25 protein-coding genes and 1 pseudogene are annotated in these 19,390 nt (G+C 52.0%); 16 read left to right on the forward strand and 10 right to left on the reverse strand.

Annotated features, from left to right (window positions below; all coding sequences use genetic code 11):
• Positions 1 to 170: 170 nt before the first annotated feature.
• The gene (locus tag SK53_RS22335; RefSeq protein WP_053070176.1) at positions 171 to 845 is read right to left on the reverse strand and encodes a hypothetical protein; all 675 of its coding nucleotides are present in this window, start codon (positions 843 to 845) and stop codon (positions 171 to 173) included.
• A 262-nt stretch (positions 846 to 1,107) separates the two neighbouring features.
• On the opposite strand from SK53_RS22335, the gene SK53_RS21920 reads away from it, so the two are divergent.
• Positions 1,108 to 2,241, forward strand: a complete 1,134-nt coding sequence (locus SK53_RS21920; protein ID WP_048210037.1) for a DUF3800 domain-containing protein — start codon at positions 1,108 to 1,110, stop codon at positions 2,239 to 2,241.
• Between the two features lie 158 nt (positions 2,242 to 2,399).
• Here the strand turns inward: SK53_RS21920 and SK53_RS21925 are convergent, their stop codons facing one another.
• The 5 genes and pseudogenes from SK53_RS21925 to SK53_RS21940 form a co-directional block, all read right to left on the reverse strand.
• Positions 2,400 to 3,140 (reverse strand): abortive infection family protein, encoded by a 741-nt coding sequence (locus SK53_RS21925; protein WP_000884837.1) that lies wholly within the window; start codon positions 3,138 to 3,140, stop codon positions 2,400 to 2,402.
• A 35-nt stretch (positions 3,141 to 3,175) separates the two neighbouring features.
• A complete protein-coding gene (locus SK53_RS21930) occupies positions 3,176 to 3,757 on the reverse strand; it encodes a DUF2971 domain-containing protein (RefSeq protein ID WP_255349784.1) in 582 nt (193 codons plus the stop codon).
• A gap of 15 nt (positions 3,758 to 3,772) precedes the next feature.
• Positions 3,773 to 3,964: pseudogene (locus SK53_RS23985) on the reverse strand (hypothetical protein); the annotation flags it as partial.
• A complete protein-coding gene (locus SK53_RS21935) occupies positions 3,961 to 4,581 on the reverse strand; it encodes a hypothetical protein (protein WP_048210039.1) in 621 nt (206 codons plus the stop codon). The pseudogene SK53_RS23985 and the gene SK53_RS21935, both read right to left, overlap by 4 nt.
• Positions 4,578 to 5,189, reverse strand: coding sequence for a DNA-binding protein (locus SK53_RS21940; protein WP_048210040.1), 612 nt, complete (start codon positions 5,187 to 5,189; stop codon positions 4,578 to 4,580). Before SK53_RS21940 ends, SK53_RS21935 begins: the two co-directional genes overlap by 4 nt.
• Before the next feature lie 556 nt (positions 5,190 to 5,745).
• Here SK53_RS21940 and SK53_RS21945 point away from each other — a divergent pair.
• From SK53_RS21945 to SK53_RS21965, 5 genes are all read left to right on the forward strand, one after another.
• A complete protein-coding gene (locus SK53_RS21945) occupies positions 5,746 to 6,078 on the forward strand; it encodes a hypothetical protein (RefSeq protein ID WP_048210041.1) in 333 nt (110 codons plus the stop codon).
• Between the two features lie 49 nt (positions 6,079 to 6,127).
• Positions 6,128 to 6,388 (forward strand): hypothetical protein, encoded by a 261-nt coding sequence (locus SK53_RS21950; protein WP_048210042.1) that lies wholly within the window; start codon positions 6,128 to 6,130, stop codon positions 6,386 to 6,388.
• Positions 6,389 to 6,428: 40 nt separating this feature from the next.
• Positions 6,429 to 7,088 carry a hypothetical protein gene (locus tag SK53_RS21955; protein ID WP_048210043.1) on the forward strand — a complete coding sequence of 220 codons (660 nt, stop codon included), beginning with the start codon at positions 6,429 to 6,431 and terminating at the stop codon, positions 7,086 to 7,088.
• Positions 7,089 to 7,154: 66 nt separating this feature from the next.
• Positions 7,155 to 7,439: a hypothetical protein gene (locus SK53_RS21960; RefSeq protein ID WP_048210088.1), complete on the forward strand. Its 285-nt coding sequence runs from the start codon at positions 7,155 to 7,157 to the stop codon at positions 7,437 to 7,439.
• On the forward strand, positions 7,436 to 8,215 hold the full coding sequence (locus tag SK53_RS21965) for a site-specific integrase (RefSeq protein ID WP_048210044.1): 780 nt from the start codon (positions 7,436 to 7,438) through the stop codon (positions 8,213 to 8,215). The genes SK53_RS21960 and SK53_RS21965 overlap by 4 nt, the downstream gene beginning before the upstream one ends.
• Before the next feature lie 98 nt (positions 8,216 to 8,313).
• On the opposite strand, the gene SK53_RS21970 is transcribed toward SK53_RS21965, so the two are convergent.
• Complete coding sequence (locus tag SK53_RS21970; RefSeq protein WP_047345413.1) at positions 8,314 to 8,592, reverse strand: ribbon-helix-helix domain-containing protein; 279 nt, start codon at positions 8,590 to 8,592, stop codon at positions 8,314 to 8,316.
• The gene (locus SK53_RS21975) at positions 8,592 to 9,230 is read right to left on the reverse strand and encodes an AAA family ATPase (RefSeq protein WP_047345412.1); all 639 of its coding nucleotides are present in this window, start codon (positions 9,228 to 9,230) and stop codon (positions 8,592 to 8,594) included. Before SK53_RS21975 ends, SK53_RS21970 begins: the two co-directional genes overlap by 1 nt.
• A gap of 243 nt (positions 9,231 to 9,473) precedes the next feature.
• Between SK53_RS21975 and parM the strand changes: the two genes are divergently transcribed.
• Positions 9,474 to 10,445 carry a plasmid segregation protein ParM domain-containing protein gene (gene parM, locus SK53_RS21980; protein WP_047345411.1) on the forward strand — a complete coding sequence of 324 codons (972 nt, stop codon included), beginning with the start codon at positions 9,474 to 9,476 and terminating at the stop codon, positions 10,443 to 10,445.
• 4 nt (positions 10,446 to 10,449) lie between these two features.
• Positions 10,450 to 10,839 (forward strand): plasmid partitioning/stability family protein, encoded by a 390-nt coding sequence (locus tag SK53_RS21985; RefSeq protein WP_048210045.1) that lies wholly within the window; start codon positions 10,450 to 10,452, stop codon positions 10,837 to 10,839.
• Positions 10,840 to 10,842: 3 nt separating this feature from the next.
• Here SK53_RS21985 and SK53_RS21990 read toward each other — a convergent pair whose 3' ends face one another.
• Entirely contained in the window at positions 10,843 to 12,114 is a 1,272-nt protein-coding gene (locus SK53_RS21990) for a Y-family DNA polymerase (protein ID WP_048210046.1), read from the reverse strand.
• Positions 12,114 to 12,542, reverse strand: a complete 429-nt coding sequence (gene umuD, locus SK53_RS21995) for a translesion error-prone DNA polymerase V autoproteolytic subunit (protein ID WP_048210047.1) — start codon at positions 12,540 to 12,542, stop codon at positions 12,114 to 12,116. Before umuD ends, SK53_RS21990 begins: the two co-directional genes overlap by 1 nt.
• 364 nt (positions 12,543 to 12,906) lie before the next feature.
• On the opposite strand from umuD, the gene SK53_RS22000 reads away from it, so the two are divergent.
• From SK53_RS22000 to SK53_RS22035, 8 genes are all read left to right on the forward strand, one after another.
• Positions 12,907 to 13,374, forward strand: coding sequence for a hypothetical protein (locus SK53_RS22000; RefSeq protein WP_047345407.1), 468 nt, complete (start codon positions 12,907 to 12,909; stop codon positions 13,372 to 13,374).
• Positions 13,371 to 13,706, forward strand: a complete 336-nt coding sequence (locus SK53_RS22005; RefSeq protein ID WP_048210048.1) for a hypothetical protein — start codon at positions 13,371 to 13,373, stop codon at positions 13,704 to 13,706. Before SK53_RS22000 ends, SK53_RS22005 begins: the two co-directional genes overlap by 4 nt.
• A 358-nt stretch (positions 13,707 to 14,064) precedes the next feature.
• The gene (locus SK53_RS22010) at positions 14,065 to 14,844 is read left to right on the forward strand and encodes a hypothetical protein (protein WP_048210049.1); all 780 of its coding nucleotides are present in this window, start codon (positions 14,065 to 14,067) and stop codon (positions 14,842 to 14,844) included.
• A 392-nt stretch (positions 14,845 to 15,236) separates the two neighbouring features.
• Positions 15,237 to 15,737 carry an antirestriction protein ArdA gene (locus SK53_RS22015; protein WP_045891854.1) on the forward strand — a complete coding sequence of 167 codons (501 nt, stop codon included), beginning with the start codon at positions 15,237 to 15,239 and terminating at the stop codon, positions 15,735 to 15,737.
• Between the two features lie 40 nt (positions 15,738 to 15,777).
• Positions 15,778 to 15,969: a hypothetical protein gene (locus SK53_RS22020; RefSeq protein ID WP_045891852.1), complete on the forward strand. Its 192-nt coding sequence runs from the start codon at positions 15,778 to 15,780 to the stop codon at positions 15,967 to 15,969.
• 161 nt (positions 15,970 to 16,130) lie between these two features.
• The gene (locus SK53_RS22025; protein ID WP_045891851.1) at positions 16,131 to 16,385 is read left to right on the forward strand and encodes a DNA polymerase III subunit theta; all 255 of its coding nucleotides are present in this window, start codon (positions 16,131 to 16,133) and stop codon (positions 16,383 to 16,385) included.
• 727 nt (positions 16,386 to 17,112) lie between these two features.
• A complete protein-coding gene (locus SK53_RS22030; protein WP_045891942.1) occupies positions 17,113 to 17,328 on the forward strand; it encodes a DUF905 family protein in 216 nt (71 codons plus the stop codon).
• A 68-nt stretch (positions 17,329 to 17,396) separates the two neighbouring features.
• Complete coding sequence (locus SK53_RS22035) at positions 17,397 to 19,382, forward strand: ParB/RepB/Spo0J family partition protein (RefSeq protein ID WP_048210050.1); 1,986 nt, start codon at positions 17,397 to 17,399, stop codon at positions 19,380 to 19,382.
• Positions 19,383 to 19,390: the final 8 nt, after the last annotated feature.

The raw sequence follows: 19,390 nt of genomic DNA on the forward strand, positions 1-19,390 counted from the left end.
GGTTTTGGACCGAAGCGGGAGGTTTGAAGGGGAAATTATTCAGATTTTGAGACAGAATTTGTTCAGCGAACGCTGGCGCTTATCGGCCTGCATAAGGGGCTCAGTCGCCGTAAAACTCTCTCTGCGCAACGAGCTCATATATTAAGGGCGCACATTGCGCCCTTCTGTTATTAACTGAGTGTCGCTTCAACGAGGTAGGTCGTAATTTCTTTTTCTGGATTCCCGTAAACAGGGTATTTGAAATTCATAGCGGTTCTGTTGGTAACCGTTATCGTGGCTCCGGCCGCAAACAGAACCTCAAGCTCATTTCCCTTTTCTGGCTCATCCATGTCGAACACAAAGGCTTTGACCTGGGGATCGATAACCGTAATGACCATCAGATCAATGTAGCCTTGCTTGTATGCTTTTCCTGAGTGCTCAGCTTCACGCATGGCAACTTGTGGACAGAAGGTCGTGGCAAAGGGATCACTGAGTTTAGTAACAGCGTTATTTCCCTTCCATTGGCCACCGTGGAAGAGAATCTGACCATGGGGGATCATCATTCCATGGGTATTTACCTCGCTGTTCACCTGAGCCATCTGCACCGGCGAAAGGGGATACAGCTGCTGATAGTCCAGTAAAATTTGCGGTGTAACTGGCGGCATGTTTGCTCTCCAGTTCGCGTATTCACCGCCATTCTCCAGTTCATTTTCAATATGCCAGGCAATATCGCCATTAGCCCCTGCGAAAGCCAGAACTTGCGCCGCATCAAGCTGGGATGTTATGGGGGAGCGCGGCACATGGTCGGGGTAACTATCGTGTATTCTGGCAGTGCAGTCTGTGTGGAAAGGGTTGATAATATTCATAGTCGGAGCAATCATCCTTTAAAAATTATTGTCATTATTTCATCACCTTTCTAATCCGATACTTAAAAGAACACCATCATTTTCGCTAAAGAATGCACATAGCCTTCAGTAATAAATCGCATATTGCTGGTTTTTTGCGCACAACCTTTCCGCAGATCCGAAAAAAGTGTTAACAGGTTCTCTTGCACCCACTGACAGGAAGGTTTTACAGTCGCATCAACAATATCGTTTCGCCTGCGCCTGCCTGATAAAGGAACCCTGCATGCATTTTTATGTGGATGAAACCGGTCATACCGGTCCCAATCTTTTTGACCGTACCCAGCCTGTGCTTTCCTACGGTGTGCTTTCCTCACCGGATGACCTGGACAAGGTTGCCGAAGCCGATCTTGCTGCCTTGCGTAAGAAACTGGGAGTGCAGCGCCTGCACGCCGCAGAGCTTGGCATGCACCGCCTTGATGAGGTGGTTGATACGCTGCTTGTCCTGCAAAAGAAGCACCGGATACGGTTTGATGTCTGGCAGGTCGTTAAACGGGATCACGCCATTATTTCGTTCTTCGATCAGGTGTTCGATCAGGGGATGAATCCTGCAGTGCCCAGGGTTGCCTACTGGACCCCCTTTCGTTACCCGCTGCTACTGAATCTGGCAAGCCTGTTCGATAATGAACTGGCTGAAAAAGCGTGGCGTGCCCGTCTCGAAGCTCATGATGGAAGGTCCTCATCTCTGTTCAGTGAGGTCTGCAGTGAGCTGCTTGCGCGCGCTCATTCCCTGGGGGACCGCCGTTACATTGAATTGATTACCGATGCGTTGTCCTGGGCGATGACCCACTTTGACGAACTGGGATATAACTGCAAAACCGGTAAACAAAAGCTGCAGATCATGCCCAATATGGTTGGATTTCAGTTCGTATTGCGCGGTATCTGTTCCCGCCTGGGAGCACCAAATCGCAAAGCCGACATCGTTGTGGACCAGCAGTCACAGTTCAACACCACCCAGCGGGAGCTGAGGGAGTTCTATTACCAGATACGTGAGATGCCGTGGGCACACGGTCCCGGTTTACCGGTCATGGATGTGACGAACATGCCTGCTGAACCGCTGGTCTTCCAGTCGGGTACAAAAAGTGCAGGGCTGGAGCTGGTTGATATATATCTCTGGATCTTCAAACGCTTTATGGAAGGGAAGGAGTTAACCAGACCCCTTACCCGCCTGGTTTACACCAATCGCAATACCGGCAGGACGGACAGTGTCTCCCTTCAGTCGGTGGCTAAACGATCTAAGGAGTTTCTGGACAAACTGCAGGAGCCAACGGCAGAAATGATGAAAAAGGCGAGGGAATACCGGGATCAGGAAGAGGCAAGGCGGCTGGAACATCGGGTGCAAATCCTGCCGCCATCCTGATCCGGCAGGTTGAGTACACACAAAAGTGGAAGCGGCCGCGACGGGATGATGCGTCTGTCCGGCATCTTCCGGAGGGCCAGAGCTCGAAATTCTGGCCGTACTTCACTTCTTCGTTGAAGCTCTATCTGTTCGCTGTGAGTCTCATATATTTATTAAAACTAAAGCAACTCATCAACATAAGTCATGATGGAACGAACCAGATTTATGGCAAAACGGGCATCGGCTTCATTCAGCAAAGTTTCAGTAGGATGGGCCATACTGTAATTGTTGCGCAGGTTATTGATTCCATGAAGTATTGCGGCAGAAGACTTCAACATTTTAAACACATCTTCATTTCTTCCATCATCCGGCAGAGCCTTAAGATGTGCAGTAATCAGGGAAAGCAATCCTGGAACATTGTTATTTGTACTATTGGTCGCAATTCCATGGTTTGCGCACATTTGTCTTAATGAAGCATGAAGAGCAGTATGGACACGATCATAAGCCCGGTGTGGGCCATTTTTCTGAAGCAACACTTCCGCATCTTCTAAGGCCTGGTAAATATTTTCATTCACATTTTTCACTGGCGCTGCAGAAACGTTTCTTTGTCCATTCTGATTAACAATGTCCTTTATTTCATTGAATAAATCATTATCGGTATTGCTGATATAGCGTTGAACATTATCCAGCGCCCAGATTTTAGAAAGGTTATCAGCGTCCCTGGCCAGGGTAGTTTCTATGGCAGCGATGGCCACCCCTTTCAGCTGATCGTTACCCCATTCAACATGCCTGTAGAATTGATTCAGCCCCGCAGGAACGTCTTCACAATCGGTAACAGCAAAAAGCTCCCTCCAGTCACCGCTGTTAAATTTTAATGCCAGGACTTTGGCCAATTTTATTTGAGAAACTTTATCCAACATACTGGTCCCTAATAGTTTGTACTTCTCAGTTGAGATTACCGGAACGGAGTCTCAGTAAATGAAATCCGTGTACTGGTATACCCCCTGCTCTGCAACAGGAATGAAATCCCGTCCATCATCATTGCTCTGTTACTGCGGGGACCAATTCTGATGTTTGTCAGTGGCAGCTTGTCTTTTGCATTAATGATCAGATATGGCACCAGACCGTTATCATTGACACGAAAATTAACACCCTCATAAGGGCTGTCCGGGAGGATTACCATCCGGAACTCCTGCTCCTCTTTGAAACCGTCATTCTTGAAAAAAGGCGGCAGGCTGTGTGCCAGTCTGGTTGCCTGAATCATCTCATGCATTACATCTGCATTTATTGCCGCCTGAACCTGTGGCTGACGAAAGAAGGCGAGGATTTCGTTCCGGGCTTCAACCGTGGAATCCTCTTTGGTATAGAGTACCCGGTTTTTAAACACCTGATATTGAGTTAATTCCAGGGAGGCAAGCAGCTCTTCATCATCAAATTCCAGGCACACGCCCTGAGAGCTGCCATAACCCCGCCACTGGCTTAACAAGTCGGGTTCGAGACAGAACGACACGTTATAGACATGAGCAGCCCGGTGCATTCTGAAGTGCGTCAGTGCCTGTTCGATGAACTTCAGGGTTTTCGGGTTAAAGTCGTCCCTCAGGTACTGCAGGGCATTCTCAAGGCAGTTCATTCCGTGAGTCAGCTCATTGCTGTCATTGAGGAAGGAAAAGTGCGTCGCCCACAGTGAGCCTGATTCGATGATGCCCTTCAGTCCGTTCAGGTCAGTGTAATGATAAATCTTCATCTGGCAGCCTCCTGACTGTCCGGGCCCTGTTCGCACTCAGTTTTCTGCATGTCAGACAGAAACGGGAACGCCTTAAAAGCGGCTTCCCTTGCTTCTTCTATGGACTGTTCCCAGGCCTGCCAATCCGGATCTGCCGCCAGCGCTTCCTCCGCGGTATCGCGTAACCAGGCATACAGCGTATCGCCACCATCGAGATCAACCTGGCGGGTTTTTACGGGGCCTTCATGCTTCATGATATTGCGTAACAGCTTACCAAGCTGCCCGTCAGACTCGACAGGTTCGGCAGGAATGTAGTCCGGATATTCGTCGAACTGGTCCAGCGTCAGATCGGTGTACTCCCCGTCCAGCAATACGATGACATGCGCGTGAACCGTTGAGTTTTCCGCTTCATGAAAGTCTGCGTTCCCCTGCATAAAAATGATGCAGGGATGGCATCCCTCAGTATCCATCAAATACTGCGCCAGTGTGTTGCTGGCCAGGTCGCAGCTGCCGTGCGGGAAATTCCTATGTTCCGTTTCCCAGCGAGGAAAACGACGGCACTCGTGAGCCCGCTCACCGGCGGCAAGCTCCAGCGCCCGTCGAAAGGCTTTTATACGTAATAGTCTTTCCGGTCTCATTTCTTCACCTTCCCGTCCTGGCGGGCCAGGGCCAGCAGTTCGGCCTGAAGCTGACGGCCGTCCTCCCGGGACTCCTTCAGCTCCGCCTTCGTGTCCTGCAGCTGTGCCGCCAGGTGTTCGCCGGTGGCGGTCAGGCGGGCCACCTGCTCGCGCAGCGGCAGCGCCTCCGCGCGCAGATCGCGCACCTCCTGCAGCAGGCGGTCACGCTCGGCCACCACCTCGCGCAGCACTGCCAGCTCGCTTTCCAGGGTGGCCACGCTCGCCAGCGCCTCATCCCGTTCCCGGTCGGCCTGTTCAATGTCCGCGTCGGCCTGCTCGCGCGCCGCCAGGGTCCCGGCTTCAGCCTGCCTGACGGCCGCCTGCCACAGCAGCCCCAGCTGGCCGGTCAGGAGCTCTGCCAGCTCCGGCGGCAGGGGCGTGGTCTGCTCAGAGGCCTGCTCGCGCCGTCGGGCGCGGAACGCGCGCATTACCGGGGAGATATGCGACAGGGAGCCGCCGCCGAGGTGCTGGCGCACCTGCTCGTTGGTCGGGTTCAGGGTGCCGGCGGCGATCAGGGCGGCAGCGGCGTCTTCAATGCGGCGGACGGTGTCCGGGGAGAGGGTGGTCATGGTCTGGCTCCGTTTTTACAGGGAATGACGTCATCGTACGCCCGGTGTAAAAAATACACAATACACAAAATACAGTTAATACATATAATACAGTTTGTACATACCATACATACAGTACAGAACTTACATACAGTCTCTCTCCTTTCATGGTCAGATCCGAAAACCTCAGGTTCCGGATCTTCTCAGTTCCCTCCGGGGCGCAGCGGCACGGAAACACAACATGTGCCTCTCCGTCAGCGGCGTTTTCATCTATATGTAGTGCTTTCCCCCTGCCCCGCGACCGCCAGCTCACCACCCAAAAACGGAGCTTTGCTTATTCCGCGTGCGTGGTACACTTCCGGAAATCTGTTATACGCCAGAAAATCGGATCTGCCGGAAACGGTCATCCGGTAATTTAATAGCGTGGCTATATGCCTGCTTATTATCAGCCTGAAAATGATGACGGCAGGGGAAAATCATCCCGGTGACAGACGCAGGGTTGTGCGAAGCTGATTGTGCTGCGCGTCATAATTACTCTGAGTGACTATTTATTGGAAAAGGATTGCGGAGAGCAGAAATGGACGAGAAAGAACTTTTTCGTGAGCTGATGGATAGCGGTTACAAATTTGTCTGGTATCTCCGTGAACCAGGCGTCAGCAATCCGGACGGTAACTCTCCTGACATCCAGGTTATTGTCGATCTGAACGGAAAGGAACTGGCCCGTCGCATTGATGTCCCGGAAATGCCAGAAAATGGCTGGCGAATTGATTCATGGCACGCCAGACATTTTGGAGGGCTGCCGGAAGGGGCTGTGGAAATGGATTTGCATCTCATATCAACCAGGTATCTTCTCGGGGTAACGAGATCCATGCTTCCGGAGCCCCTGTTACATATGCGCAGGAAGAATTGATCATAATGGTTGGCGGGATTTATGACTATGCAGCAGAAGAGGACGGTTTATGAATGCATTTCAGCTCATGAGTAAAATTCTGAGCATCGGAATTATCGTCAGCCTGATGGTGGCGGGCGTAAATATCTACCGTTTCTGGCAGGAAAGCGCCGCCGGTCAGAGCACCGGCGAAGTGGCGGGCTTCCTGGAGCGCTGGCCGAATGGTGATATCCAACTGACGACGAAGGACGGTTTTGCTCCGAATGTGACACCGTGTCTGTCCGGTAAACTGAATACGGAACATTTGAACTCCCTGCCGCTGCACGGATGAACACCATAACGGGGCGGGATTTTTCAGTAAGGGAACAAATATGGCTGACTGGTTTATTGCAACTGAGGGCGTGAAGGTGGTGAAGGACAGCGCCAGCCTGTGGCCGCAGATCATCACGGCAGTTTCATCCATTGGTGCAGCTCTGGGCGGTGTCAGTCTCACGCATCATTACACCCGAAAGCGCGAGGAAAGAGCGGCAGAAGAGAAACTGGTCCGCGAGCGCCTCTTTATCAGCACGGAACTGATCTGTCTGCTTGAGCACTTTGCCGATCAGTGCAGTGATGTGGCCTGCGATGCGGAGCCAGTGAAAAAAAACTGGTCGGCTAAGGCGCTGCCTCTCCTGAGTCTGGAAGGAGTCGAGGGAGACTGGCGTTCGCTTCCTCCCGGTCTGCTTTTTCGTCTCCGTAACCTGCCGGCGCTGAACAGGGAGGCCCGGTACGTTATTGAAAGCGTATTCCGGTACGAATCTCCACCTGACGTCACGGAATCCGCCCGGTACCAGTATGCCCGTCTGGGGCTGAAAGTGCTGCTGATAGCCTGGCGTCTTCGCCGGATCTGCGATCTTCCTCCCCCGCGCGAAGGGGAACTGTGCAGGCGGATCGGGTTCATCCTGTGGCGCAACCGGCGCGCGCTGTGGCGCCGTCATGTGCAACGCCAGCGGAAGATACAGAACGACCTGTCCCTTGATGAGAAAGGATAACCAGTGAAACTCAATTATCTCAACGATCCGCATGCAAACGAAGCCGCCGATGACATTATTGGCCTTATGAAACTGTGTCAGCAGCTGCAGTCAGAAAAGGACGGCCGGGAACGTCCGGAGCCCGGGGCTTATTCCCGCGATGAGGATGCGTTTACCGATCGTATCCGCACAGCGTGCGGACATGCCCTGCAGCTGCGCCGGCTGCTACCTGTGATGACGACCCTGAGCGCCATCGGCGCCGAGATGGAACGCCGGGGAGAAATCAGTGTGCTCCCGGGCGAGGATTACGCGCAGAAAGCACTGGCACGACTTACTGGGCAATATCTGTCCGGCAGGGACAACAAGCAATGATGCCGGCAATCCCAGGTCAGGGCGTTTCTTTTTCGGCCGCGCAGCTGCCGGTGGCCATCGACTACCCTGCCGCACTTGCCCTGCGTCAGATGGCGCTCGTTCAGGACGAACTGCCGAAATATCTGCTGGCGCCGGAAGTGAGTGCCCTGCTCCACTATGTACCTGATCTCCACCGCAAGATGTTGCTGGCAACCCTCTGGAACACCGGCGCGCGCATTAACGAGGCGCTGGCGCTGACCCGGAGTGATTTTTCCCTGTCGCCGCCCTACCCGTTCGTGCAGCTGGCCACACTCAAGCAGCGGGCGGAGAAAGCGGCACGAACGGCCGGCCGCTCGCCTGCCGGCAGTCAGGCGCATCGCCTGGTTCCGCTTTCCGATGCGAACTATGTCAGCCAGCTGGAGATGATGGTGGCCACGCTGAAAATACCTCTTGAACGACGCAACAAGCGAAGCGGCAGAACCGAGAAGGCGCGTATCTGGGAGATCACCGATCGGACGGTCCGCACCTGGCTCAGCGAAGCGGTTGAAGCGGCAGCGGCCGACGGGGTGACGTTCTCTGTGCCGGTGACACCGCACACGTTCCGTCATTCCTACGCCATGCACATGCTGTATGCCGGTATACCACTGAAGGTGCTGCAGAGTTTAATGGGACATAAGAGCATCAGCTCGACGGAGGTGTATACGAAGGTGTTTGCGCTCGATGTGGCGGCACGGCACAGGGTACAGTTTCAGATGCCGGGGGCTGATGCTGTGGCATTACTCAAAGGAACCATTTAGTTTCTCTTCAGGCTTTGAGGATCTGCATGGTATGGGAAAGGCCGCAAATGCGGCCTAATTCATACTTCATATATCATACTTATGATGTGGTATTGTTTTTATTCGCCAGTTTTCTGAAAGTAAAGTTCGAGGGCTTCTCTGACTATAGCACTGACGTTTTTAGGATCCTTCCCGTTACGCTTGTTCCGCAGTGCGATGTCTTCGACCTTCACTAACATAGACTCCCCTAATGAGATTGTTGTGCGGCACTGTTTTTCAGGTTCCGGTTTTTCAGGTGCTCCGTAAGGTTTATCTGCAAGACGCTGCGCGAGGGCTTCAGCTTGTTCTGCCGTGACACCTGTTCTGCCTGTCGCTTGCTGGCTCGGCTTTTTAACCATTATCCGAATACCTCTTTCATTAATTGCATAATTTCTGCTTTTGCCGCTTCATTATTCGTTTCTACGACACCAGTTCCGTTGCTCATGCAATCTCGATAGACCTTGCGGAAACAGATTACTGTTTGCAGCGTTTCAATAGTTGGAAACTCTTCCAGGTACTCCAGAAACTCTTTCCGTTCATTCCCTCTTAGCACTGGGTTTGTGGTAGCCATGCTTTGTAAGCAATAGACTTTCAGCTCAGGGTTGAGATCTCGCATAGCTTCAATCTGCTGAGCAAGTTCTGTCAATGTATCAAGGTCGGGCTGTGAGCATTGTAATGGTGCAATGATCTGATGTGCGACGACGCCACTGGTAATGAATTCTCTTGAGTTTCTGCCAGCCACATCCACGATTACATGATCATATTTTTCGTCTAATGCTCGAAGGGTCTGTGTCAGATTATCGAATTTTTCGATGAGCGTGAATGTTGGCTCTATCCCCGAAGCTTCACGCTCAGCATGATGTTTAGCGGCCGTCCGCTGCAGGTCTCCATTTAATAGGCATACATCTTGGCCTTCATGTGCTAGTGCTATTGCCAGGTTTGACGCCGTTGTTGTTTTACCTGAACCGCCTTTATTTCCACCTACGACAGTAATCATTTCTGCCTCATAAATGTGATGTGTGAAGTATGATTTATTCTGTCACATACGCAGTTATAGTCAATGCTCGCAATAAAATTTATGAAGTATGAGGTGTGAAGTATGATATGTGAGTTATTTTTTAATACATCATAAATATTACTTGTGTTTTATTATTTCATACTTATGATTTAATACTCAATCTGAGTGTTTAGACACTTAAGTTCAATCGGATTTCTCAATTTGAGTATCAAGGGGTTCAGGATGAAAGTGTATTGTGATGATGGTTCTACAACTGTAAAACTTGCATGGATCAACAATAAGAAACTTCATAAGTCATTGTCATCTAACTCTTTTCGTGAGGGTTGGAAAGTGGAGGGTATGGGTGTACGTCAGACCTTCAACTATGAGCTTGAAGGTAAAAAGTACACATATGACGAAGTCAGCAATGAATCCATTCTTACTACTCATATTGAGTATCAATATACCGATGTAAACGTTCTGGCGGTTCACCATGCACTTCTGAACAGCGGGCTGAAACCTCAGCCTGTGTCACTGACAGTGACCTTACCTATCAGTGAGTTCTACACCAGGGATTGTCAAAAGAATGAGCTGAATATTCAGCGGAAAACTGACAACCTGATGCGTCCGGTCAAGCTGAACAAAGGCGAGGTGTTTACCATCGAGCATGTCGAAGTCATGCCTGAATCCTTGCCTGCCGTATTTGAACGCCTGGTGAAAGACAATGTAGGGCAGTACGAAAAGTCTCTGGTGATTGATCTCGGAGGTACAACTCTCGACGTTGGCGTTATCGTTGGTCAGTTCGACTCTGTCAGCGCGATACACGGAAACTCGGATATCGGCGTATCCTTGGTGACGAACGCTGCACTCACGGCGTTAAAAATGGCATCCAGCAACACGAGTGCTATGGTCGCTGATGAACTTATCAAACAGCGTACAAACGCTGACTTCGTCCGTCAGGTTATCAACGATGAAAGCAAGACAGCACTGGTATTGGATACCATCGATAGCGCGATCGCTACACTGGGTGCCCAGGTTGTCGATGACCTGGCAGGGTTTAGGGACGTTAACCGGGTTTATATTGTTGGTGGCGGTGCGCCACTGATCGAGGATGCTGTTAAGGCTGCTTGGCAGCATCTGGGCTCGAAGGTTGTCATGATGGACTCGCCGCAAACATCACTCGTAGAAGCCATCGCAGCATTTAAAGGGGAATAGGACTGTGAGCGAGGAACGGAAGAAGTTTACGGTTTATCTTCATCCGGACCAGGTGGCGGACAATGTGTCTTTAGACATTATTGATTCTGTCCCACGGAGCGATAGAGGGGATTTATATAGGAGAGCGCTTATCTCCGGCTTAGCACTTCACCACCTCGACCCACGGCTTCCTGGCTTACTTGCACTGTTGTTGGATAAGAGTTTCACTGCAGATAGTCTGGTAGGTTTACTCAGTCAGACAACGGGATGGAAGCCGTCCCAGGCCAATATTCGTGATGTGCTTACAGAACTGGGGGCAGGGACATTTGATTCTGCAATCAAACCTGAAGTCGTAGAAGATGATGAGCAGCGGCGACTTGAAGAGGCCCGAGTCAAAATGAAAGGCCTCTTCTGACACTCAAATTGAGGCTCTGGGGATATCGGACCACCTGGTTGTGTATGCCGGAGAAAGCATCTCTCTTTTCATTTGCCATTCTGGTGCAATTCCACGACCAGCAAACCATACCCTCCCGAGCCCTGAATGGTTTATGCCATCTAGGGCTTTCATTAGCTCCTCGCTTCGTTCCTGCGGCTTAGCCTCATCGAAAAGATTTAACTGTGCTACTCCCGTAGGAGTGAAGTCATTCAGCATTACGCCGGCCTTTGCATATCTATGCCCGTCGAGCCAGATTCGGTCCAGGGCCTTTACTGCGGCATTAATAATGTCCCGGGTGTCGCGGGTAGGTACAAGAAGCTTTTCGCTGGCCACGTTGCCGTAATACGCTTCGTTGACTGCGAAAGGGGAGGTTTTGATAAAGACCGATATGTGCCGGCAGAACTGATGCTCTCCCCGCAGCTTTTCAGCCGCGCGTTCGGCATACTGACAGATAGCCTGCCGCAACGCTTCGTAAGTTGTGATGCGCTCCCCGAATGATCGGCTGCAGACAATCTGCTGCTTCGCGGGCGGTGCCTCTTCAAGAGATATACAGGCCTCACCGTTCAGCTCACGTACAGTTCGCTCCAGTACCACGGTAAAGTTCTTGCGCACAAAGGTAGGGTTCATGCGCGCCAACTGCAGCGCGGTCGTCACGCCGTATGTATTCAGCTTTTTGCCTATGCGGCGCCCAACCCCCCAAATTTCCTCTACCGGTTGCAGAGAAAGCAACTTTTCAGTACGCTTTGGATTATTGGTGGTAAGGGCTAACACGCCGCCGAACTGTGGCCATTCCTTAGAAGCCCATTGTGCTGATTTTGCTAGAGTTTTTGTCGGTCCCATCCCGACACCAATTGTCAGTCCGGTTCCGCTTAGGACATGCTCGCGCAGCTGGCGCCCGAAATCTTCAAAGTCAGTACAGCCATCGATGCCGCGAATGTCCAGGAACATCTCGTCGATGCTATACTGCTCAACGCGGGGCGCCAGTTCTTCCAGGTGTGCCATGACCCTGTTGCTCAGACTCGCGTACAGCTCATAATTGCTGGAAAACGTAAGGATTTTCTCCGGGAACTGCATTGCCTTCAGCTGGAACCATGGGATCCCCATCTTGATTCCAAGCCGCTTCGCTTCCTTCGATCTCGCTATTACACAACCATCGTTATTACTAAGAACGATCACTGGTTTATCACGTAAGTCAGGACGAAAGACCTTCTCACAACTCGCATAGAAGCTGTTCACATCTGCCAGGGCGAACATCAGCCATGTCCCCGGGTTTTGTGTACAAAGGCAGTTACGACACCGAAAATTTGTAGCTGCTCAGGTTCTGGCCATAGAGTAGGGTAGGCCGGATTCATTGCTTGTAACCCTGGCCTCGGTTTCAGTAGTAATCGCTTAACAGTAAATTCACCTTCAATTTCAGCTATAACGATATCGCCGTGCTGTGCCTTTTCGGCTTTATCAACAATCATCAGATCGCCTGAATGTAGCCCAATATCATTCATGGAATTACCGATAGCTCGCACAAAGTATGTCGAGCTGGGTCTGGATATACAGTAATCATTGAGGTCAAGTTCGGCTTCGACATAGTCCTGCGCCGGGGACGGGAACCCCGCTGGGCACCTCTCACTGTAAAGAGGAATAGGTATAATTTCCGGTTCGCAATCGACACGTAATAATTCAAACATAGGCACCTCCGCACTGTATTTATATACAGTATTATTGCTTTATTGAATGTACTTTCAAGTTTTTGCTTTGCCCATTTTTTAACTCTCTGTTGCTTAAAGAAGTTTCCCGCCGTGCCTTCACTTTAGCCCGAACGCTCCAGATGCAAGGGTTCACTTCGCCGCCATCCTCACCCGGTCGCAGTTTTTACGCCTGATGCCGTTCTTCCCGTCGTTCTCCCACTCAATATTCGCGGGAGAACCGTCCAGAACGTCATCGCTATTTATCTGCGCTGCGGCTTCCGGTGTCGCCCCTGCATCTTCCGCTCGATGTCGGGCTGTCGTGTCGGCACGGCGCAGACTGGTGCCGGATGATGAGGACTAAAGAATGTTTAGACTGACCTGTATTGATCTTGATAATGGGGAGTTTGCCGTATACATCAACAACCACTACCTGGGAAGTGAAGATGGTAGCGGTGAAAAACTTTATCTGGGTGATGTGCTGGAACGACTTTCCAGGATGCCTGGTGTTCATCTCCAGACCATTCAACAGCCTGTGCCCGATGATGAAGAATGGTGCTGGAACGATGTCGCAGATTCGTTGCTTACCCCATCTCATGCTTTGCGTCGTGAGATGACTGTGGGGGGAATGATTACCCGTCTGCAGGAATACCCCCTGGTGGCTCTCTGTACCGGCACATTCTGGCTGGAAGATGACTTTCTTGAGGTTGACGCTTCGCTCGATTCCGCAAGTATTGCTGCCGCTATGGAACGGGCGTATTACTCCCATGATGCAAATTATGGTTTTAACTGGGATCACCTGCGCTTTGCTATCGATGAGGTAAAGCGCACATGAATACATGGCTTGTTGGATTCCAGACACAAATTGCGAATGTAGAGACATTTGTTCACGTCCTGATCGAGGCTGAAAATCTGGAGATGGCAGAAGCCGGTGCCATGCATATGGGGCGCACATGGTGGCCAGTCTTAAAAGGGGAAGACTCTGATCATTGCTGGACGTATCAGGAAGGAACTGTCTGGTTCTGCAGTATTGTTTTATTGGATGATGTCGAGAAATCAGTGCTCATAGGCCTGAGGTTCCTGGATACATGGTCAATTACCGGTACGAAGGAGCGGCTGGATGCTATTGATCATTATGATAATTATTGGGAGGAGTATACCCGTTGATATCATTGCCGGTCAGCTGATGCTGGCCGGTGTCACTTCAACGCATAAGGAAGTCGCTCACTCCGCTTTTTATGCCGCGCCGGCGCGGCGGATATCTACGCCGTGCCTTCACTTTAGCCCGAACGCTGCAAATGCAAGGGTTCGCTTCGCCGCCATCCTCGCCCGGTCGCAGTAATTTATTGCTTCATGCCGTTCTTCCCGTCGTGTTCCGGCTCAATTTTCGCCGGAACACCGTCCAGACCGCCATGATCATTTTCTGCGCTGCGGCCTCCGGTGTCGCCCCTGCATTCTCCGCTCGATGTCGGGCTGTCGTGTCGGCACGGCGAAGACGTCGCCGCATTCAGAAGAGGAGAACACCATGACTATTGCTTACCGCTTTATGCACCGTCATACGCGTAACACGCTGGTTGCGCGCGGCTGGCCAGCCAATATGGATATCGATACAAGCCTGAATTATTCCAGGGGAGAAGGTGTCGCATTCTATGGCCAGCTGGATGCTTTACAGTTACAGCGACTGTTACCTGAGATTGCACTGCGTGGTTTGATGTCCGATCAGGCTATGAAGATGCTGCTGCCATTACTGGCAGGAAGTGAACTAGTTGTCCGCCTTTATCGTAATTCGCTGGGGCATCGTAAGGCTCATGCCGGAACCATTTCGCTTGAATATGATAATTGCCCTGATGGTATGTCCACGAAACATATCCTCTGCCTGCTGAAAGCCCTGCGTGACGAGATTAACCACGTCTGTAGTTGCGTGGCATCCGCTGGATACCGTTTGATGGAAGCGTTGCGTCCCGCCGCTGAACCGCTGGTATTTACACGGCGAACTCGCAATTTCCTCCTGACAGTAACGGAAGTGGAGCAGGTGCAGGATGATGCGCAATGGGATAACGAAACTCTCGATGCACGTCTTAAATCGGTACTCGACGGGAAGGAAACCTTTCGTCGTCTGCAAATCCGCCTGGAATGTAATGGCCGCACAGTCGGACAGACCCACGTGCCTTATGCGCTTCGTCACCCTGACAGCCCATCCCGCGACTGGTTTGACAGGCACTGGCTGCGGGATGTTGTAAGCAGCGCCCGCACCGAGATTGACTCGATGATGAAATCTTTCTCCAGCATACGAATTGCCGCCTGATTTTAGGCGGGGCAGCGCGCCCCGCCTAATTGCGAAAAGGATGTCGCACGCTCCGCTTTACCGGCGCACCCTCCACGATGTTACGGGCACGCAGGTGAAAACGTCCGTGCGGTCTGCGGCTAACGCCGTGCCTTCACTTTAGCCCGATCGCTTCAGATGCAAGGGTTCGCTCCGCCGCCATCCTCGCCCGGTCGCAGATTTTTACGCCTGATGCCGTTCTTCCCGTCGTTCTCCCGCTCAATATTCGCGGGAGAACCGTCCAGATCGTCATCGCTATTTATCTGCGCTGCGGCCTCCGGTGTCGCCCCTGCATCTTCCGCTCGTAGTCGGGCTGTCGTGTCGGCACGGCGTAAGCCGGAACTCAGACGACACTGACACTGGAGGAATATTTAATGAACACTACCACCCCGGCAATTTATGTAGGTACGTACCACAAATACAACTGCGGTAGCCTTTACGGTAAATGGTTTGACCTCACCGATTTTGATGACAAGTCGGAGTTTCTGGAAGCCTGCAACGAGCTGCACGCCAATGAATCCGACCCGGAACTCATGTTTCAGGACTGGGAGGGGATCCCGTCTGCCTTTGCATCCGAATCTTCCGTTGACTGGAATTTCATTGAAGCCTACAAGCGTGCGCTGGAAAACGGCCAGGATGCTGCATTTATTGCCTGGGTTGAATACTCCGGCGAATGTGATTATGACGCGTTCGAGGATGCATATTGCGGAGAAGCTGAGAGCGAAGAAGACTACGCCTGGACTATGGCTGAAGAGTGCGGCCTTCTCAATGACATTCCGGAATCGCTGCGGGGATATTTTGATATGGCGGCTTATGCCAAAGATATGTTCTTGAGCGGTCTGGTGTTTCTTGATGGATATGTGTTCAACGGTTGATTGTAAAGGCGGGGCAAAGCCCCGCCAAACAGGAGAAAAAATGAAACTTGATCCACAGACCCGTGACATCCTGCGTCAGTACAAAAATTTGATTAACGCCCGTCGACGTGAAAATGGTCAACGGGAACTAAGAACGGAGCAGGTGATCGACGAAATATGCTATTACATGACCTGCCAGTGCTCGGTTTATATTGGCGGTCACTTCATTTTGCAGGGTGGAAAAGGTCACTGATGACCTGGCAGGCGGTATCATCCGCCTGTTAGTCCGCGCGAAAACCCTGGCAGGCTTTGCCTGCCGGCGATTGTCACCGCGCCTGCGGCGCAGCAACTAACCGCCATGGCAAATAATGCCAGCGAGAATAGCTGTGCTGTCGAATTCTAAAGAGGAAAAACATGAGCGAAATTAATATTTCGAAGCGTTCAAAAGAGGATCAGGACCGGATCGCCGTCGACCTTGCTGCGTCAGGTGTGGCTTATAAAGAGAGGCTAAATCAGCCCATAGTGCCGGAAATTGTGGCGCGTGAGCAGCCCGAGGAGCTTCGTGAATATTTCCTGGAAAGGTTGCGCCATTATCGTCAGCTGAGCCAGCAGTTACCGAAAGCCAGCGATCCACAATATTCAGAAATGGCTGAGGCAAATAAAAAGTAATTTTTTCAGTAAGATATGCTGTAAATCAAACTCATTGCCCTTGTTGCAGTGGGCGTCCGGGCGGGCTGTCATGCTTCGCACAGAGCCAGCAAAGCTGTCTCTGCCCGGCCCCTGCGGGGCAGCGGGTGTCCATCCCATGACGCAACCCCCATCGCTTGCAGCAGCCGTTCCGGCTGCGCCGCTCAGTCGCGCCGTTTCCTGCGCTCCCTGCATCACGCCGTAAATACCCCGTCGTGATGTAGGGGGCAATGTCGTTTCGCCGCGCGCGGCTTCCCGTCATTGCGGCGTGTCCCTGCCCATTCCATCCGGTCCTTTTACACCCCTTTGAGTCCCTCCTCCGGGTGCTGAGACCGCCACAGTCCTCGTGGCTGTCCAGGGTGAATGCTGACGCACGGCCACCAAAACTTTTTGCAGGCAAAAACTTTTAGCGTCCGCCCCGGACATCTGCCTCGGCCGGTGTCGTTTACGCACCTGCGGCGAAGGTTCTCAAACGGGTGATGTTTTATCCCCCGGGAAAGTTCAGCAGGTTCCCGCGAAACGTCAAAACCGCGGCTCCCGTAACTCAACGGGTGATGGGTTTTAAAACCAGCCACTTTTTTAAAGGAAGTATGCAGTGGGAAAAACATTACAGGAATTTCTGAATCAGCCAGTGCTGCTGCGCGAACCCACCGCCGAAGAAAACGAACTGGCGGCTCTATTGAATGGCAGTACCGTCACTGCACCCGTGATGCTGCCTCAGGGGCCGTTTACCCGTGAAGAGGCGACCGCCCTGGTGGCGCAGTACACCAACGTCAGTATTGAGAACGATCAGGGTACTTATTTTCAGCTTGTTGTGCGGGGTGAAGAAGGGTTTTTGACGAAGTGCGCGTGGAACTTTGAGAACGACGTGGGGGCATTGCTTAACCGCGCCCTTGCCAGTTACAGAGCCAGAAAACAGCAGTAAGAAGGTGCCCTGTCGGAGCTGTCACTCCGCAGGGCAAGACAATCATTAATACTGAGAGGTACTAAATCATGACAGTTGCAGATGTTAAATCAAAAGCACCCAAAAAAACCAGCAAGAATAAAACCGCCGGAAACGAGGCGCTGAAAGCTGCCCTCGATGCGGCAGTCATTGAGTATGTTCCGCTGACCGATCTCATTAAATCACCGCTAAACGTGCGCACGATTCCCTACACCACCGAGAGCGTTAAGCGACTGGCTAACTCCATTGAAAGCCTCGGACTGCTTCACAATCTGGTTGTCCATGCCCTGCCCGAGGGAAAATACGGTGTGGCAGCAGGTGGTCGGCGTCTGACTGCGCTGACGCTCATGTCTGAAATGGGGCGTATCAAACCGGATTATCAGGTTCCGGTTAAACGTGTCAGCGACGAGCTTGCTGTTGAGGCTTCTTACGCCGAGAACAACGAACTTGAAACCATGCACCCTGCCGAGCAGATCACTGCATTTGGTACGCTGGCGGCGCAGGGGAAAACCCCCGCACAGATTGGCGACGTGCTTGGCTACGGTTCCCGCCACGTCCAGCGCATGCTCAAACTTGCCAGTCTTGCCCCGTCACTGCTCACACTGCTGGCAGAAGGTCAGCTTGATGTTGAGCAGTGTCAGGTGTTGTGTCTTGAAAGCGATCCTGAACGTCAGGTTGCTGTTTACGAAAGCGTAAAGGAGGAATGGGGACGCACTACCGTAAACGCACTCAAAAACCGAATCACGGAAAGTGAAATTTCTGTCTCGCATCCACGTTTCGCATTTATCGGGCGTGATGTTTATGAAGCCGCAGGCGGAATTGTTCGTGAAGATCTGTTCAGTGAGCAGGAAGGGGATGGAACAGTAGACAGTCTGCTTGTTGAACGTCTGGTACTGGAAAAGCTTGAATTGATCGCTCAGGAAATCCATCAAAAAGAGGGCTGGATGTGGGCTGCCGGACGTCTGGCTGCAATTAACCTTTACGGACCTGACGGAAAGGACTACCGCATTCTGCCGGAGCCAGATGCAATCTACAGCGAAGATGACAGCCGCCGTATCGACGAACTGTCCGACAAATTTAACGCTCTGGATCCTGACAGTGATGAAGCCGAGGCCATTAGCAGCGAAATATCCCTCATTGAACATGCCGCTGAGCTTCGTGGGTGGACAGAAGATCTGAAAGCAAAATCAGGCGTGGTAGTGAGCTTCATGCACGGTGCGCTTCGTATTCAGCGTGGTATATGCCGCATGTCTGATTTACCTGACCATGACAGTAACGGGGAGGATTCCGCGCAGTCTCCTGCCGTGACTCATATGCATCGACCTGATGCAGCAGAAGGGATCAGCATCCCGCTGCTCACCAAAATGTCATCCGAGCGCACTCTGGCGGTACAGGCCGCGCTGATGCAGCAACCTGAAAAGGCCGTGGCGCTTATGGTCTGGCGTATGTGTACCTGCGTCTTTGCTGGATGTGTGACCACGCCGCATCCGTTCCGTATCAACCTGACCGTTTCTCACAGCAGCCTCACAGAGAACGCCCCGTCCGGTAAAGAAGGCGCAGCGTTTGAAGTCCTGATGACCGAAAAAGAGCGCCTGAAAACCCTGCTGCCAGCAGGATGGGAGAAGGACTTCACGACCTTCTTCGCCCTGAACGGAGAGGTACTGATGTCATTGCTGGCCTTCTGTGCGGCTTGTTCCGTCGATGGTGTACAGACGCGTGATAATGGACACACATCACGCAGCCCTCTCGATACGGTTGAGGCCGCGATAGGTTTTCACCTTCGCGACTGGTGGCAGCCTACAAAAGAGAACTACTTCGGTAGCCTGAAACATTCACAGATAGTCACTTCACTTAAAGATGCAGGTCTGACTGGTGCCGCTGCTGACGCAGAAAAAATGAAGAAAGGCGACGCGGCAGTGCATGCGGAGTTCTTTATGAAGCAGAACCGTTGGGTTCCTGCATGGTTACAGTCACCGCAGCCTGATGCAAAAGACAGCACCGATACCGACACTGACAACGCGGCAATTGCCGCCTGATAAGGATA

The organism is Enterobacter sp. MGH119 (assembly GCF_001037675.1).
GTDB lineage: Bacteria > Pseudomonadota > Gammaproteobacteria > Enterobacterales > Enterobacteriaceae > Enterobacter > Enterobacter hormaechei_C.

What these genes read in the sequence shown, in the direction of transcription:
- SK53_RS21960 (WP_048210088.1), top strand. Translation starts at nt 7,155, where the DNA reads ATGAAACTGTGTCAGCAGCTGCAGTCAGAAAAGGACGGCCGGGAACGT.
- umuD (WP_048210047.1), bottom strand. Translation starts at nt 12,542, where the DNA reads ATGTTTGAATTATTACGTGTCGATTGCGAACCGGAAATTATACCTATT.
- SK53_RS22035 (WP_048210050.1), top strand. Translation starts at nt 17,397, where the DNA reads ATGACAGTTGCAGATGTTAAATCAAAAGCACCCAAAAAAACCAGCAAG.
- SK53_RS21950 (WP_048210042.1), top strand. Translation starts at nt 6,128, where the DNA reads ATGAATGCATTTCAGCTCATGAGTAAAATTCTGAGCATCGGAATTATC.
- SK53_RS21955 (WP_048210043.1), top strand. Translation starts at nt 6,429, where the DNA reads ATGGCTGACTGGTTTATTGCAACTGAGGGCGTGAAGGTGGTGAAGGAC.
- SK53_RS21920 (WP_048210037.1), top strand. Translation starts at nt 1,108, where the DNA reads ATGCATTTTTATGTGGATGAAACCGGTCATACCGGTCCCAATCTTTTT.
- SK53_RS22030 (WP_045891942.1), top strand. Translation starts at nt 17,113, where the DNA reads ATGCTGCCTCAGGGGCCGTTTACCCGTGAAGAGGCGACCGCCCTGGTG.
- SK53_RS21930 (WP_255349784.1), bottom strand. Translation starts at nt 3,757, where the DNA reads ATGCACCGGGCTGCTCATGTCTATAACGTGTCGTTCTGTCTCGAACCC.
- SK53_RS21965 (WP_048210044.1), top strand. Translation starts at nt 7,436, where the DNA reads ATGATGCCGGCAATCCCAGGTCAGGGCGTTTCTTTTTCGGCCGCGCAG.
- SK53_RS22000 (WP_047345407.1), top strand. Translation starts at nt 12,907, where the DNA reads ATGTTTAGACTGACCTGTATTGATCTTGATAATGGGGAGTTTGCCGTA.
- SK53_RS22005 (WP_048210048.1), top strand. Translation starts at nt 13,371, where the DNA reads ATGAATACATGGCTTGTTGGATTCCAGACACAAATTGCGAATGTAGAG.
- SK53_RS22335 (WP_053070176.1), bottom strand. Translation starts at nt 845, where the DNA reads ATGAATATTATCAACCCTTTCCACACAGACTGCACTGCCAGAATACAC.
- SK53_RS21990 (WP_048210046.1), bottom strand. Translation starts at nt 12,114, where the DNA reads ATGTTCGCCCTGGCAGATGTGAACAGCTTCTATGCGAGTTGTGAGAAG.
- SK53_RS21925 (WP_000884837.1), bottom strand. Translation starts at nt 3,140, where the DNA reads ATGTTGGATAAAGTTTCTCAAATAAAATTGGCCAAAGTCCTGGCATTA.
- SK53_RS21935 (WP_048210039.1), bottom strand. Translation starts at nt 4,581, where the DNA reads ATGAGACCGGAAAGACTATTACGTATAAAAGCCTTTCGACGGGCGCTG.
- SK53_RS22025 (WP_045891851.1), top strand. Translation starts at nt 16,131, where the DNA reads ATGAGCGAAATTAATATTTCGAAGCGTTCAAAAGAGGATCAGGACCGG.
- SK53_RS21940 (WP_048210040.1), bottom strand. Translation starts at nt 5,189, where the DNA reads ATGACCACCCTCTCCCCGGACACCGTCCGCCGCATTGAAGACGCCGCT.
- parM (WP_047345411.1), top strand. Translation starts at nt 9,474, where the DNA reads ATGAAAGTGTATTGTGATGATGGTTCTACAACTGTAAAACTTGCATGG.
- SK53_RS22010 (WP_048210049.1), top strand. Translation starts at nt 14,065, where the DNA reads ATGACTATTGCTTACCGCTTTATGCACCGTCATACGCGTAACACGCTG.
- SK53_RS21970 (WP_047345413.1), bottom strand. Translation starts at nt 8,592, where the DNA reads ATGGTTAAAAAGCCGAGCCAGCAAGCGACAGGCAGAACAGGTGTCACG.
- SK53_RS21975 (WP_047345412.1), bottom strand. Translation starts at nt 9,230, where the DNA reads ATGATTACTGTCGTAGGTGGAAATAAAGGCGGTTCAGGTAAAACAACA.
- SK53_RS21945 (WP_048210041.1), top strand. Translation starts at nt 5,746, where the DNA reads ATGGACGAGAAAGAACTTTTTCGTGAGCTGATGGATAGCGGTTACAAA.
- SK53_RS22015 (WP_045891854.1), top strand. Translation starts at nt 15,237, where the DNA reads ATGAACACTACCACCCCGGCAATTTATGTAGGTACGTACCACAAATAC.
- SK53_RS22020 (WP_045891852.1), top strand. Translation starts at nt 15,778, where the DNA reads ATGAAACTTGATCCACAGACCCGTGACATCCTGCGTCAGTACAAAAAT.